Source organism: Thalassovita mediterranea (assembly GCF_001458435.1).
Lineage (GTDB): Bacteria > Pseudomonadota > Alphaproteobacteria > Rhodobacterales > Rhodobacteraceae > Thalassobius > Thalassobius mediterraneus.
Genome location: NZ_CYSF01000002.1, coordinates 43,244 through 57,796 on the forward strand (window position 1 = coordinate 43,244; position 14,553 = coordinate 57,796).

General features: G+C 59.4%; 15 protein-coding genes. 8 read left to right on the forward strand and 7 right to left on the reverse strand.

Annotated features, from left to right (window positions below; genetic code table 11):
* The first annotated feature begins 1 nt into the window (after position 1).
* On the forward strand, positions 2-1,141 hold the full coding sequence (locus TM5383_RS01570; protein ID WP_058317301.1) for a DUF6456 domain-containing protein: 1,140 nt from the start codon (positions 2-4) through the stop codon (positions 1,139-1,141).
* Here the strand turns inward: TM5383_RS01570 and TM5383_RS01575 are convergent.
* Positions 1,138-1,830, reverse strand: a complete 693-nt coding sequence (locus TM5383_RS01575; RefSeq protein ID WP_058317302.1) for a VIT1/CCC1 transporter family protein — start codon at positions 1,828-1,830, stop codon at positions 1,138-1,140. The two genes, TM5383_RS01570 and TM5383_RS01575, sit on opposite strands and share 4 nt — an antisense overlap.
* 155 nt (positions 1,831-1,985) lie before the next feature.
* The gene (locus TM5383_RS01580; RefSeq protein WP_058317303.1) at positions 1,986-2,534 is read right to left on the reverse strand and encodes a peroxiredoxin; all 549 of its coding nucleotides are present in this window, start codon (positions 2,532-2,534) and stop codon (positions 1,986-1,988) included.
* A gap of 320 nt (positions 2,535-2,854) precedes the next feature.
* Here TM5383_RS01580 and lipA point away from each other — a divergent pair, with 320 nt between their 5' ends.
* Positions 2,855-3,805, forward strand: coding sequence for a lipoyl synthase (lipA, locus tag TM5383_RS01585; RefSeq protein WP_058317304.1), 951 nt, complete (start codon positions 2,855-2,857; stop codon positions 3,803-3,805).
* A gap of 81 nt (positions 3,806-3,886) precedes the next feature.
* On the opposite strand, the gene hpt is transcribed toward lipA, so the two are convergent.
* Positions 3,887-4,438 (reverse strand): hypoxanthine phosphoribosyltransferase, encoded by a 552-nt coding sequence (hpt, locus tag TM5383_RS01590; protein WP_058317305.1) that lies wholly within the window; start codon positions 4,436-4,438, stop codon positions 3,887-3,889.
* 80 nt (positions 4,439-4,518) lie between these two features.
* Between hpt and TM5383_RS01595 the strand changes: the two genes are divergently transcribed.
* The 3 genes from TM5383_RS01595 to TM5383_RS01605 all read left to right on the forward strand — a co-directional run bounded on the left by TM5383_RS01595 (position 4,519) and on the right by TM5383_RS01605 (position 7,110).
* Positions 4,519-4,968: a type II toxin-antitoxin system RatA family toxin gene (locus TM5383_RS01595; protein ID WP_058317306.1), complete on the forward strand. Its 450-nt coding sequence runs from the start codon at positions 4,519-4,521 to the stop codon at positions 4,966-4,968.
* A 94-nt stretch (positions 4,969-5,062) separates the two neighbouring features.
* Positions 5,063-6,358, forward strand: coding sequence for an MmgE/PrpD family protein (locus tag TM5383_RS01600; RefSeq protein WP_058317307.1), 1,296 nt, complete (start codon positions 5,063-5,065; stop codon positions 6,356-6,358).
* Between the two features lie 374 nt (positions 6,359-6,732).
* On the forward strand, positions 6,733-7,110 hold the full coding sequence (locus TM5383_RS01605; RefSeq protein ID WP_058317308.1) for a hypothetical protein: 378 nt from the start codon (positions 6,733-6,735) through the stop codon (positions 7,108-7,110).
* A 295-nt stretch (positions 7,111-7,405) separates the two neighbouring features.
* Here TM5383_RS01605 and TM5383_RS01610 read toward each other — a convergent pair whose 3' ends face one another.
* The 4 genes from TM5383_RS01610 to TM5383_RS01625 all read right to left on the reverse strand — a co-directional run bounded on the left by TM5383_RS01610 (position 7,406) and on the right by TM5383_RS01625 (position 10,899).
* Positions 7,406-8,584 (reverse strand): ammonium transporter, encoded by a 1,179-nt coding sequence (locus tag TM5383_RS01610; RefSeq protein ID WP_058317309.1) that lies wholly within the window; start codon positions 8,582-8,584, stop codon positions 7,406-7,408.
* 152 nt (positions 8,585-8,736) lie between these two features.
* Entirely contained in the window at positions 8,737-9,213 is a 477-nt protein-coding gene (locus TM5383_RS01615; protein WP_058317310.1) for a CinA family protein, read from the reverse strand.
* 2 nt (positions 9,214-9,215) lie between these two features.
* Entirely contained in the window at positions 9,216-9,707 is a 492-nt protein-coding gene (locus TM5383_RS01620) for a phosphatidylglycerophosphatase A family protein (RefSeq protein WP_058317311.1), read from the reverse strand.
* Between the two features lie 4 nt (positions 9,708-9,711).
* Positions 9,712-10,899, reverse strand: a complete 1,188-nt coding sequence (locus tag TM5383_RS01625; RefSeq protein WP_058317312.1) for a bifunctional 2-C-methyl-D-erythritol 4-phosphate cytidylyltransferase/2-C-methyl-D-erythritol 2,4-cyclodiphosphate synthase — start codon at positions 10,897-10,899, stop codon at positions 9,712-9,714.
* A 204-nt stretch (positions 10,900-11,103) separates the two neighbouring features.
* Between TM5383_RS01625 and dusB the strand changes: the two genes are divergently transcribed.
* From dusB to TM5383_RS01640, 3 genes are read left to right on the forward strand one after another with little or no spacing between them, the layout of a single operon-like run.
* Positions 11,104-12,087, forward strand: coding sequence for a tRNA dihydrouridine synthase DusB (dusB, locus tag TM5383_RS01630; protein ID WP_058317313.1), 984 nt, complete (start codon positions 11,104-11,106; stop codon positions 12,085-12,087).
* Complete coding sequence (locus TM5383_RS01635) at positions 12,084-13,181, forward strand: two-component system sensor histidine kinase NtrB (protein WP_058317314.1); 1,098 nt, start codon at positions 12,084-12,086, stop codon at positions 13,179-13,181. The genes dusB and TM5383_RS01635 overlap by 4 nt, the downstream gene beginning before the upstream one ends.
* 3 nt (positions 13,182-13,184) lie before the next feature.
* A complete protein-coding gene (locus TM5383_RS01640; RefSeq protein ID WP_058317315.1) occupies positions 13,185-14,552 on the forward strand; it encodes a response regulator in 1,368 nt (455 codons plus the stop codon).
* The last annotated feature ends 1 nt before the right edge of the window (position 14,553 follow it).

Below are 14,553 nucleotides of genomic sequence, written 5' to 3' on the forward strand. Positions count from 1 at the left end.
TATGCAAACAATGGTGCAAGAAACGGTGAACACAAACGCACAGACCGCCGCGCAATCACGCGCTCCAGCTCGGCATTGTCGACAGGATGCAGCAGAGGCTGACGCATGTGCATTTCCCGATTGGGTGCCATCCGCTGCGCGTCTTTATCTGGCACATGTGGAACACGGACAGCCGATGCGCCGTCTGGCGCGGTTGTCGGGGTGCCATGCCTCAACCGTGATGCGCCAGATCCGCAAGCTGGAAACCCAGCGTGATGATGTGTTGGTGGATCTAGCGTTGCAGCGCCTTGGAACCCATCACTCCTTCAAAGAGGAGGCCGTCATGCGCCCATCGTCGACCAACGAGAACACCGCACCTGAGGGGCAGGCGGTATTTGCCAAATCCCGACTATTGCTGACTGGGCTGGCGCAAAAGGGGCATGTGCTGGCGGTGGCTGCGGATATGGAGAAGGCGGTTCTGGTGGATGCTTCGGGCGGGCGTAAAACCGTTGTGGATCGCGCGCTGGCAGAGGCGTTGGCGCTGCATGGCTGGATCGAATGTGCCCAGCCGGGGCGGGTGTCGCGCTACACGCTTAGCGCAGAGGGGCGGCGCCAGCTGACGCTCCGCTCTGCGACGCAGCCCGCGGGGTTTGCTGAGGCGCAGGCCAGCTTTCACACGATGGTGCCACTTCAACCGATGCGTCCGCAACCAATGTCACCCTTTCAAGGGGCTGGTGATCGGTTGGCGTCAACGGATACGCCGTTGGCGTTGCTGGCCCGTCGTCGTGATAAATCAGGGCAGTTGTTTTTGCACCCGTCCTTCGCCGCTGCCGGTGAGCGCCTGCGCGAAGATTTTGAACTGGCCGCGTTGCGCCCTGAGGACGAGGCCCTGTGGAACCCTCTGTTTGGTGGATCGGTCCAACCACATGCGCAGCCTGCAATTGCTGCCGCACGACAGCGCATCAGTTACGCGCTGGAGGTGCTTGGTCCGGGACTGGCGGATGTTGTTCTGCGCTGCTGTTGTTATCTAGAGGGGTTAGAGGCCGCCGAACGCCAGATGGGGTGGTCTGCGCGGTCTGCCAAAATTGTGCTGCGCATCGCGCTGCAACGTTTGCACCTGCATTACATCGATCTGGGGGACGAGGGGGCCTTGATCGGTTAACCGCCGATCAGCCAGCCCACGCCATAGGCGGCACTGGCGCACAGTCCGCCGATCCCGACGGTTTCCAGCTGTGCCTGCCATAGGGGTTCTGCAGTCACAAACCGGCGCAGACCGCCGAGTGTGATCAACGCCATCACAGTCGCCGCAACAGATGTCGGCCATTGCATCGGGGCAGGTAGACCAAACAGGTAGGGTGCAATCGGCATCAACCCGAAAAGAATGAAAGAGATAAACGTCACACAGCCGTTGCGCGCTGGATGATCGCCTTCGGGACGGGGCAGCGCCAGATCCTGTGACAGGATCTGATCTGCGGCGACCTGCGGATGACGGGCGATCAACGCGCTGATCTGTGCCGCATCACCATCTGGAATGCCTTGTCGCGTCAGGGCCTGCTGCAGGCGGTTGCGGGCCGTATCGGGGTTGGTTTTCAGGACCTGTAGCACGTCGCGGCGATGGCGTCGGTACATTTGGTGTTGCGATCGCGCCGACAGAAACTCCCCTAGTCCCATCGACAATCCGTCCGCCAAAAGGTTCGCAAGGCCAAACAGAATGACCGCCAAAACCCCGATTTCCGCAGGTGTATCACCGCCAGCGCCAGCAAATCCGGCGACGATAGCAAAGGTGGTGACGATGCCGTCATTGCCGCCATAGATCACCTGTTTCAGGGAACGGTGCGGTGTAAGTGCCATATCGGTGCCTCCGCAATTCACGGGGATTATGGCAGGGCAATCGCCTGCTGCCTTTGATCAGGCGCAAGCGCCGCAGGCAGCGGCAACACAAAATAAAACCCCGCGACGGGCAAAACCTGTCGCGGGGCCAAGGCATGTATCAAAGGGGGCAGGGATTACTCTGCCGCTACCTCTGCGCCTGCTTCCAGATGCTTCAGCAGGTTCTCGGGCGAGCTTTCGCCATAGGGATCTTCGCCGTGGTTGTCGCTCAGGCCCGGCTCTTCGAACCATGCTTCGACCTGACCGTCGTTGATGATCGCCGCATAGCGCCAGGAACGCATGCCAAAGCCCAGGTTGTCCTTGGCGACCAGCATGCCGGCTTTACGGGTGAATTCACCGGAGCCATCGGGGATCACTTTGACGTTCTTGATGCCCTGAGCTTCGGCCCATTTGTTCATCACGAAGCTGTCGTTCACCGACATGCAGTAGATCTCTTCGATGCCCAGCTCGTTGAACTTGGCGAAGTTGTCTTCAAAACCCGGCAGCTGGTAGGTGGAGCAGGTGGGGGTGAACGCACCCGGCAGCGAGAACAGGATTACGCGCTTGCCAGCGAAGTAATCGTCGCTGGACATGTCCTGCCAACGGAAGGGGTTCGGGCCGCCTACGGATTCGTCACGAACGCGGGTGCGGAAGGTTACTGCGGGGACTTTCTGGCCTGCTTGCATCTGTCTATCCTACATTAAGATCACAACTCTGGCGGTTCTTTATAACGATTCCAAACTGGCGGCTAGATGGGAATGTCTCTGCGCTGCAGAATTGGCGTTTTTCAGGATAAATGGCCCCAAGGAAAAGGTTTGTTGCTGATCTGTTGTGCAAATTGCTGCGATGCAAAAATGCAGGTTATGGTCGCGAATTTTGTCGGTTTTGAGGAGCTATGCGTCGTGTGCATAGCTTTTTTCAGGCAATGGTACTTTCGGATTGCTGCCGTTATACTAAGTCGACCCTCACAGGTGACTATCAGGACCAAACGTCAGGATGAACGACAGTGCGTGATCTTAAGATTCCTCAGCAGCGGCACCCCGAAAAGGCCCACCGCCCGGACAATGCCCAGCCAAAGAAACCCAGCTGGATCCGCGTAAAAGCGCCCGTGTCTGATGGGTATAAAGAAACCCACAAAATCATGCGCGAAAACAAACTGGTCACAGTTTGCGAAGAGGCGGGTTGCCCCAACGCCGGTGAATGCTGGTCGCAGGGTCACGCCACCATGATGATCATGGGCGATATCTGTACCCGCGGCTGTACCTTCTGCAATATCGCGACCGGCAAGCCTGACAGTCTGGATGTGTTTGAACCGGGCCGTGTTGCGGATGCGGTGCAGAAACTGGGGCTGAACCATGTGGTGATCACCTCGGTGGACCGCGACGACCTGAAAGATGGCGGCGCAGAACATTTCGCCCAGACCATTCGCGCGGTGCGTCACCGTTCGCCGGGCACCACGATTGAGATTCTGACCCCCGACTTCCTGAAATGTGACATGTCGGTGCTGGAAACCATCGTTGAGGCGCGCCCTGACGTGTTCAACCACAACCTTGAAACTGTGCCAGGCCTGTATCCTGAAGTGCGCCCGGGCGCGCGCTACTTCCATTCCTTGCGCCTATTGCAGCGGGTGAAAGAACTGGACCCGACCATGTTCACCAAATCCGGCATCATGGTCGGTCTGGGTGAAGATAAACAGGGCGTGCATCAGGTGATGGACGACATGCGCGCCGCTGACATCGATTTCCTGACCATTGGGCAATACCTGCAACCGACCCCGAAACACCACGCGGTCGATCGCTTTGTGCATCCGGATGAGTTCAAAGCCTATGAAAAAGCCGCCTATGGCAAGGGTTTCCTCATGGTTTCGGCGACGCCGTTGACCCGTTCGTCCTACCATGCGGGTGATGATTTCGCCCAGTTGCGTCAGGCACGGATGGAAAAGCTGGGTCAGGCCTAAGGTCACGACACACCTTCCGAGACGAAGAAAGCCGCCCCGTGATCAAGGGCGGCTTTTCTATTTCAGCGCTGATGTGGTCGCTTAGACCTCATCTTCGTCGACAAATCGCACCTTGCCGATGAAGGGCAGGTTGCGGTTACGTTGGGCGTAGTCGATGCCATAGCCGACAACAAATTCATCCGGAATCTCAAACCCGATCCAATCCGCCTTTACATCCGCCTCACGGCGCGACGGTTTGTCCAGCAGCGCAATGGTGCGCAGTTTACGCGGGTTACGCCCTTTCAGCAGGCGCAGAACGTGGGTCAGGGTAAAGCCGGTATCAACGATATCCTCAACCACCAGAACATCACGGCCCTCAATCTCGCCACGGATATCCTTCAGGATCCGCACCTCACGAGAGCTTTCCATATCGTTGCCATATGACGACGCCTCTAGGAAATCGACCTCTACCGGCAGGCCCAGTTCACGCACGATGTCGGCGATGAACACAAAGCTGCCGCGCAGCAGGCCGACCACAATCAGCTTATCGGTGCTGCCAAATTCAAATTCGATCTCACGCGCGAGGGATTCAATCCGGGCGGCGATTTGCTTGGCTGAGATCATTTCGTCGATGACATAAGGACGCTTGGACATGAGACCCTCTTGCAATTTCGTCGACACTCTACGAAATGAACCTGTAAGATACCACGTGAAAAGATCGAAAAGACCGCGAAATGCCCACACACTCCGAAACGCGCCAGATGCCCTATACGGCCCAGCAGATGTATGACCTCGTGGCGGATGTGGCGACCTATCCGAAATTCCTGCCCTGGTGCGCTGCGGCCCGTATCCGCAAGGTGACGCCGCAGGGTGACGGCACCGATGTGATGGAGGCGGATCTGGTCATTTCCTTCAAGGTGTTTCGCGAACGTTTTGGCAGCCGCGTGGTGCTGTCGCCGGAAACCAAGCGGATTGATACAGAATATCTGGATGGCCCATTCAAATACATGAAGAGCTACTGGCAGTTTTCCGACCGTGACGATGGCCAGTGCGACGTGTCCTTCTTCGTGGATTTTGAATTTAAGAACGCGGTGTTTCAGGGCATCATCGGTGTGGTGTTCAATGAGGCGATGCAGCGTATCGTGCGCGCCTTTGAAAACCGCGCGGCGGCGCTTTACGGCTGACATAGAACGCTTGATCTGACGGATTTCTGGCAACCTGCAGGGCTTTCCTCATCGCGGCGGCTGAATTAACCTGCGCGGGAACAAGGGGTGTGTCATGCAGAGTTTCAGCCAACAGTTAAGCGCATTTGCCTGTCAAACCGCATCCAGCGACCTGCCAGAGGCGGCGCTGTCTGTGATGCAACTGTCGCTGATCGACTGGGCGGCCTGCGCGATTGCGGGCCGTGATGAACCCGTCGCCCAGATCCTGCGCGCCCAAGCGATTGAGGAGGCGGGCGCTGCGCAGGCTACTTTGGTCGGTGGCGGCATGGCGCCCGCACGCATGGCGGCACTGGTCAATGGCACGATCAGCCACGCACTTGATTACGACGACACCCATTTCGCCCATATCGGCCATCCCTCCGTAGCGGTGATCCCCGCCGCGCTGGCCGTGGCGCAAAAGATCGGCGCAGATGCGGCGGCGTTTCAGGCGGCCTGCCTCATCGGGGTGGAGGTGGCAGTGCGCGTTGGTGTCTGGCTGGGCCGCGATCATTATCAGGGGGGATTTCATCAAACTGGCACAGCTGGCGCGTTTGGCGCCACGGTGGCGGCGGCGCGCCTGATGGGGCTGAGTGCCGCGCAATGCCAGATGGCGCTGGGGCTGGTGGCAACACGGGCCAGCGGTCTGAAATCGCAATTCGGCACCATGGGCAAACCCTATAACGCCGGCCTTGCCGCCAGCAACGGGGTGGAGGCGGCGGAACTGGTCGCACGCGGGTTCATCGCCAACCCCGATGCGCTGGAGGCGGCGCAGGGCTTCGGGCCAACGCATATGGGGCAGGGCGATCCGCTGGCCCTGGCCGGTCTGGGTGAGGCTTGGCTGCTTGAAACCGTCAGTCACAAGTTTCACGCCTGTTGTCATGGCTTGCACGCCGCGTTGGAGGCGATGAATGACCTGTTGCCATTGCGCCCCGAGGATCTGCGCGCGATCGAGGTGCGCACGCATCCCCGCTGGATGAGCGTGTGCAACCAATCCGCCCCGATGACCGGTCTGGGGGCGAAGTTTTCTTACGGCACCGTGCTGGCCATGTCGGTGCTGGGCCATGACACCGCGCGGCTTGACAACTACCGCGACAGCCTGTGCGTTGATCCGGCCCTGCAGGCCTTGCGCGCGCGGGTGCATGTGGTTGCAGACGACCGTGTCAGCGAAACCGCGACACGGTTGAAGGTGCAAACCCGCCAAGGCATCTATGAAGCGGCGCATGATCTAATCGCACCGATGGATCTGCCCCAACGCAAAGCCAAAATCTTGCGCAAGGCAGAAAGCCTTTTGGGTCGCGACACAGCGGGTGCCGCTGTATTGGCGGTTGAGGGCGCAGGCAGCCCCGCAGAATTTGCTGCCCTTCTGGCGTGATCCGGTTCTGATCTGACCTCTCTAGCTTTGATACTCTGGCCTGTGGTCGCTGCAGGACGTTTTGTACCTGTCGCCTCGTCAGCATCAGCTCTCGCGTCCGCGAATCCCCCATTTTCCCCGCCTGATACATCCCGAAGGATATATCGCGGATATATCCTTTCTGGACCCGCACCAGCGGTTCGAGAGCGCGGATTTTACTCCCATCCGGCAGGATGCAGATCACCTTCCGCCGGAACCGCCTAAGCCCCTTAGGACGATCGAGAGGGCGCGCCATACTTTATCTCAATTGAGGCGATAAAGGCGGATATCTATATTCGTTTGTAGAGAGCACGAGCAAACAATCGCATAAGCGACAAACGAGAAAGAGACACACCATGACCCAGATGACCGTTCTGAACACCGCTGAAATCATCAACAACAGCATCGTTGCACATTACGTTCTGGGTCATCAGCTGCGCGCAGCCGCCATCGACGGCAACTGCAGCCTGCCGGTGCGCGCCTATAAAAACGCCGAGAAATGTGGTCTGGGTAAACTGATCTCCTTCCTGAAAGACAACGCACAGATGACCACCCGCGCCAAAGAAGTTGACGCGCTGCATGTTGACCTGCACGACGCTGCCTGCGGTGTTGCGGCCCTGATCGCCACTGGCAACTTCGACGCGGCGATTGATGAACTGGCCACCGGCTACTACGCCGACGCAGCTGCGGCCCTGACCAAGGCACTGTCGCACTGGAAAGTTGAGATTTCGTAAACGCCACAGACTTTTTCTGCTCTCTCAAACAAAAAAGCGCCCCCAAACGGAGGGCGCTTTTGTTTTTGCGAAAAACCTGCGGGCGTTAAGGGAATGTTCATCAATAGGCTTTAGAACCGTTTCGCGCCTTGATGATTGAGACTGTTAAGGAATCGAAATGAGGAGATGCGATAGATTGAAATTTTTAGGTCTGGAACGCAGCGCTGACATGTCGTGTTCGATAAAAGATATCAGACACTGCTGAAACGCAAAACGGGCCCCGAAAGGCCCGCCTGCTGATGCGTCGGTTTGTACCTTAGGACGAGTGGTCGTAGGCGCGTTCGCCGTGGACGGTGAGGTCCAGACCGTTCACCTCGGTCTCCAGATCTACCCGCAGGGGGAAGACCATGGCAACCAGTTTGGCCAGTACGACTGAGACCACCAGAGTAAAGACGCCTACGATGGCCAGGCTGCCCAGTTGCGCCGCCCAGCTGCCTGCGCCGAAACCGGCGATCATGATGGTGCCGAAGATGCCGCCAACGCCGTGGACGGCAAAAACATCCAGCGTGTCGTCGATGCGCAGCTTGTTGCGTACGAGGTTCACCGCTTCCTGACACAGGACACCTGCGACTGCACCGATGATCAGCGCCTCTACCGGACCGACGAAGCCGGAGGCGGGGGTGATCGAGGCGAGGCCCGCAATGGTGCCGGTGACCAGACCAACGAGGGAGGCTTTGCCGTGTTTCTTGTATTCCCACGCCAACCAGGTCAGCGATGCGGTGGCGGCAGAGATGTGGGTTACGGTCAGAGCCATCGCAGCGCCGCCGTCAGCCGCCAGCTGCGAACCACCGTTAAAGCCAAACCAGCCGACCCACAGCATCGCGGCGCCGATCATCACGTAACCGGGGTTGTGCGGCGGGGTTGTCTGGTGCTTGCGTGCGCCCAGCATCACGGCCAGTACCAATGCGGCAATCCCTGCGGTTTCGTGCACAACGATGCCACCGGCGAAGTCCTTGACACCAACGTCGCCAAAGATGCCGCCATCAGCCAAGAAACCGCCGCCCCAGATCCAATGGGTTACAGGCGCATAGACCAGGACCATCCATAGGGCCGAGAAGGTCAGTACGAAGGCAAAACCGATACGTTCCACATAGGCGCCGACGATCAACGCCGGGGTGATGATCGCAAAGGTCATCTGGAAGGCAAAGAACAGAACCTCGGGCAGGTTGCCCGACAGGGTGTCTGCGTCGATTCCGTTGAGGAAGGCCTTGCCCAGACCGCCCCAGATCGCATTGCCGTCACCAAAGGCGATAGAGTAGCCGACGGCGAACCACAAAACGCTCATCAGACAGGCGATGGCGTAGCAGTGCATAAAGACGCTGAGTACATTTCGTGCGCGCACCAGACCGCCGTAAAACAGCGCCAGTCCGGGGAGTGTCATGAACAGCACCAGGGCTGTCGCGACGATGATCCAGGCGGTATCCGCTCCGTTCATAACTGTGATCCTTCTTTTCCCGATTTCGGGGAGGCATCTCAGATCGGGCGCAAAAGAAAACAGCAAAGGCCTAAAAAACAGGTCAAAAAACACCCGTTTTGCAAAGCGGTTAAATATTAGGCGAAATAATTAGGCTTATGATTAATTAATAGTCACGCCGTATTTGCCGCAATTTGCAGCAGGGTGAGTGCTTTTTCAGCGGCGGCGCTGCGGACCTTGTCGCGGCCCAGCGGCCCAAACTCCACCGTTTCGCTGACCGGCGGGGTGGTTTCAGTCGCGATTGCAAAACAAACGCGGCCCTCTGGCTTATGCTCGGATCCGCCGGGGCCAGCGATGCCGGTGATCGCCACGGCGACCTGCGCGTCGGAGTGGCGCAGCGCGCCGGCGGCCATTTCGCGCGCGACCTCCTCTGACACAGCGCCATGGGCGTTGAGTGTTGCGGCGGACACGCCCAGCATCTGCTGTTTGGCGGCATTGGTGTAGGTGACGAAGCCGCGATCAACCACGGCAGAGGACCCCGGCACATCGGTTAGCGCCGCCATCACCATGCCGCCAGTGCAGCTTTCTGCTGCGGTGGCCATCCAGCCGCGTGATTTCAGTGCGTCGAGTACCGCAGCCGCCAAAGTCATGATCAGATCCCCAGAACGCCGTGGCTGATATAGGCGCCCAGCATGACCACCACAGCGGCGAAGACACCGGCGATCACGTCGTCTAGCATCACGCCCAGCGCATCGCCGCGGCGGTCAGCCCAGCCCACGGGGCCGGGTTTCAGGATGTCGAACGCGCGAAACGCGACAAAAGCCGTGACCCAACCCGGCCAGAGGGCCAGCATCCCCGCGCCGGAATGTGTGATGCCGATAAACACCGGCAGCAGCGCGATCCATTGGCCTGCGACCTCGTCGATCACGATCTCTGACGGGTCGTGGTCATCCTTGCCGCGGGTTTCTTCGGCGGTGGCCCACCAACCGATGGCAAACACGGTCGGGATCGCCAGCGCAAAACCGATGAGGCCGAAAACCCAGTAGACAGCCGCCGCCGCGGGCAGGGCGGCCAGCGATCCCCAAGTGCCGGGGGCAGGGCGCATCAGGCCCGCGTAGAAAAAGGTGGCGATTAGTTTGGTCATCGCATCACACCTTGATCAGGGTTGCGGTGGCAATGGCGGCGATGCCCTCTTCACGTCCGGTGAAGCCGAGGCGTTCCGAGGTGGTTGCCTTGATCGACACGCGGTCGCGGGCAAGGCCCAGAATGCGCGCCATTTCATCCATCATCGCATCCGCGTGCGGGCCGACCTTGGGGTATTCGCAAACCAGCGTGCAGTCGACGTTCGAAATGGTGAAGCCCTTGCTGCGGGCCAGATCGGCGGCGTGTTTCAGGAAAATCTCACTCGCCGCGCCTTTCCACTGTGGGTCGGATGGGGGGAAGTGGCGGCCAATGTCGCCTTCGGCCATCGCGCCATAAAGTGCATCGGTGACCGCGTGCATGCCCACATCGGCGTCTGAATGCCCCTGCAACCCACGCCCGTGGGGGATTTTCACGCCGCAAAGGATCACGTGATCCCCGTCGCCAAACCGGTGCACGTCATAGCCATTGCCCAGACGGATATCCATGTGATCTTCCTTATGTTCTAGTGCCTGCATAGCCACTTGTTGCGCTTGCAGGATCTCTTCGGCGCGGGCGAAATCGCCGGGCCGGGTGATTTTCAGGTTGCTGTCCTCGCCCACAATGATGCGGACGTCAATGCCAGCGGCGCGCGCCACCTCTACGTCATCAGCGGCACCGCCGGGGTGGGCCATATGCGCGGCCAAAAGGGGCGCGAAATGAAACGCCTGCGGGGTTTGCGCACGAAACAGCCCGCTGCGATCCTGCAATCCGTTGACCAGACCGTCGTTGCCCCGCCACAGGGCATCCACCACCTCTAGTCCCGGGGCGGCGGCGGTGTCACGATCCAGCGCGTCAATCAGCGCGGTGATTAGATCGGCGGACAGACAGGGGCGCGCGACGTCGTGGATCAGCACCTTGGCGGGCGCGTCTTGCCCATCGGATGCCAATGCCTGCAATCCGTTCAGCACGGATTGGTCGCGGCTGGCCCCGCCCGCGCAATGGCGCAGCTTGGGGTGATTGGTCCAATCGCCCAGCAGGTCGAAATCGTCGGGATGCAGCACCACCATCACCTGATCAATGCCCGGATGATCTGCCAGTGCTGCCAGAGTCCAATCCGCCACCCGACGGTCTAGCAGCGGACGCCACTGTTTGGGCACACCAGCACCGGCACGGGTGCCGCGTCCTGCGGCCACGATCAGCGCGGCTGTGGTCATGAAATGCTCCGTTTGGCGGTTGTTTCTGTTTGCCCCCATTGCATACGCCGGACGGGGATCAAGGGCAATCACCCGCCCGATCCGGAGGCGAATGCCTAAAAATTATGCATTTGACATTTGGGCGGCTAAAAACGTAGCGGCAGTCGTTGAAACCGTCACATTCTCTGGTCTAGCCAGTAGATAACGCACAAGGATTAAGCACTCATGCCGCTCAGGCTTGCAGATAAAACCATCACCACCCCCGTCTTTCTGGCGCCCTTGGCCGGAATCACAGATCTGCCGTTTCGCGATCTGGTGTCGCGCTTTGGCGCTGGTCTGGTGGTGAGCGAAATGGTCGCCAGTCAGGAAATGGTCCAGGCGAAACCCGGCGTGCGCGAACGCGCTGAACTGGGCTTTGACAAGGTGAATACCGCCGTACAGCTGGCCGGCCGCGAAGCATCGTGGATGGCGCTGGCGGCCAAGATGGTCGCCGACAACGGCGCCCAGATTATCGACATCAACATGGGCTGTCCGGCGAAGAAGGTGGTGAACGGTTATTCCGGTTCCGCCCTGTTGAAGGATCTGGATCACGCGCTGACCTTGATTGAGGCGGTGGTCGAAGCGGTGGATGTCCCGGTGACACTGAAAACACGTCTTGGCTGGGATGACGCGCTGTTGAATGCACCAGATTTGGCGGTGCGCGCACAGAACGCCGGTATTCAGATGATCACCATTCATGGCCGTACCCGCTGCCAATTCTACAAGGGCAGCGCCGACTGGGCGGCGATCAATCGGGTGAAAGAGGCCGTATCGATTCCGGTGATTGCTAACGGTGACATTTGTTCGCCGAATGATGCCCGCCGTGCGCTGGACCTGTCTGGTGCTGACGGGGTTATGATTGGCCGTGGGGCGCAGGGGCGCCCGTGGCTGCTGGCGCAGGTTGCGGCGGACCTATACGGCCATGCCGCCCCAATCGTCCCCGACGGGCAGGCGCTGGTGGATATGATCATTGGGCATTACGAAGCGATGCTGTCTTTCTACGGTCCTGATCTGGGCCTGCGCGTCGCCCGCAAGCATCTGGGATGGTACATGGACGAGGCGGGGACAAGCGCCGCCAAGCGTCGTGCCGTCCTGACGGAAAAAACACCAGACGCAGTGATCGCCCTGTTGCCAGACGCGATCCTTGCCCCGCAGGAGGATGCGGCATGACGGTAGAACTGACACCAGAAGCAGGGCTGTGGTCGTCGTTGCCGATCCCCGGCATTCTGATCGACCCTCAGGACAAAGTCGCGGACATCAATTCCGCCGCCGAGGGGTTCCTGAATTCGTCGAAAAAATCCATTTTGGGTGAACCCGTTTGGGACCGTGTCACTGTCGATGCCCCGATGGAAGAAGCGTTTGAGCGTGCGCGCAGTACCAACTCGCCCTTGTTTGTGAATGACGTGGATGTGGGAACGGGATCGCGTGCGCCGTTGCATTGCAACCTGCAGATTGCGCCACTTCAGGGTCAGCCGGGGTATATGATCTTCCTCATCAGTCCGCGCGAATTGGCGGGCCGCATGACGCAGAGCAATTCGGTTAAATCCGCCGCCAAATCTGCAATCGGCATGGCCGAAATGCTGGCCCATGAGATCAAGAACCCGCTGGCTGGTATCACTGGTGCAGCGCAGCTGTTGTCGATGAACCTCAGCCCTGAGGATCTGGAGCTGACCGACCTGATCGTCGAAGAAAGCCGCCGTATCGTGAAATTGCTGGAACAGGTGGAACAGTTCGGCAATCTGTCGGAACCAGAACGCCAAGAGGTGAATATTCACGATGTTCTGGACCGCGCGCGCCGGTCGGCGCTGTTGGGGTTTGGCGCGCATATGAAGATCGTGGAGCAGTATGACCCTTCGCTGCCGATGGCATTGGGGGATCCTGATCAACTGCTGCAGGTTATCCTCAATCTGGTGAAAAACGCATCGGAAGCGGCGGATAAGGCGGGCGGCACCATTCGGTTGCGCACGTTTTATGAACATTCTTTCCGCCTGCGTCGCGCAGATGGCACCGGCCAGTCGCTGCCGCTGCAGATCGAGATCAGTGATGACGGGCCCGGCCTGCCCGAAGACATCAAGGGCGATATTTTCGACCCCTTCGTGTCGGGTCGCGAAAATGGCACCGGTCTTGGACTGGCGCTGGTGAGCAAGATCATTTCAGACCACGACGGGTGGATTTCGGTCAATTCGGTCCCCGGTCGCACTGTATTCAAAATTTCTCTGCCGATGGCAGAAACGCCCAAGCGGCGTGCGAAAAAGGAGAGCTAGAAAATGGATGGCACCGTTCTTGTCGCGGATGATGACCGCACGATCCGCACCGTTTTGACCCAGGCGCTGACCCGCGCGGGCTGTAAGGTGCACGCCACCTCTTCGCTGACCACGCTGATGCGTTGGGTTGGTGAGGGCAAAGGTGATGTGGTGATTTCGGATGTGGTGATGCCCGACGGGAACGGTTTGGAGATGCTGCCCAAGATCGCACAGGACCGCCCAGGCCTGCCGGTGATCGTGATTTCGGCTCAAAACACCATCATGACCGCCATTCAGGCGGCCGAGGCAGAGGCCTATGATTACCTGCCCAAACCGTTTGATCTACCGGATCTGATGAAACGGACCGCCAAGGCGCTGGAGCAGAACCATCGTAGCGCCCCGGCCGCGCGTGTTGATGAGGGCGAGCGCCCGGATGAGTTGCCGTTGGTGGGTCGCACGCCTGCCATGCAGGCGCTGTATCGTCTGGTGGCGCGTGTGATGAACACCGATCTACCGGTGTTGATTGCGGGTGAAAGTGGGACAGGCAAGTCATTGATCGCGCGTGCTATTCACGATTTTTCTGATCGTCGCACGCTGCCGTTTGTGACAATCACCGCCGCGGACCTGCAGGACATCGAAGGCCCAGCACGGGTTCTGGCGCGGGTCAAGGGGGGCACCGTCCTGATTGACGAAATTGGCGATGTGGACGCCGAAGTACAGGCGCGCATTGTGCGCATGATCGACAATCCCGGGGAACATGTGCCCCGTTTTATGGCCACGAGTCAGACCGACCTGACCGAAGCGTTGGATCGTGGCGATATTCGCCAGGACCTGTACTACCGCCTCAGCGGTGCGACGCTGGTGGTGCCGTCGTTGCGTGAACGGGTTGAGGATATTCCGCTGCTTGCTGAACACTTCTTGCTGCGGGCCGAACGTGATGGTCAACCGTCGCGCCGCCTGTCTGACGATGCGGTGGAGCTGATGCGCAGCTACAGCTGGCCGGGCAATGTGCGTCAGTTGGAACATGCGGTGCGCCGTCTGGTGCTGACGTCGCGTGCGGATGAAATCACCCGCACCGAGGTCGAGATGGTGCTGGGCAACCAGCCCGAGATGGAGCCTGTACTGGGTGGTGGCGATACTGAAAAGCTGTCAGCATCGGTTGCGCGCCATTTGCGCCGGTATTTTGATCTCCATGGTGCGATGCTGCCGCCAGCGGGCTTGTATGCGCGAATCCTGCGCGAGGTTGAACTGCCATTGATCGAAATTGCCCTCGAGGCGACGGGCGGAAATCAGGCAAAATGTGCGGATTTGTTGGGGATCAACCGGAATACTCTGCGCAAGAAGATTACCGATCTGGATATTAACGTGACACGGCGCCGAAAATTGATGTAAA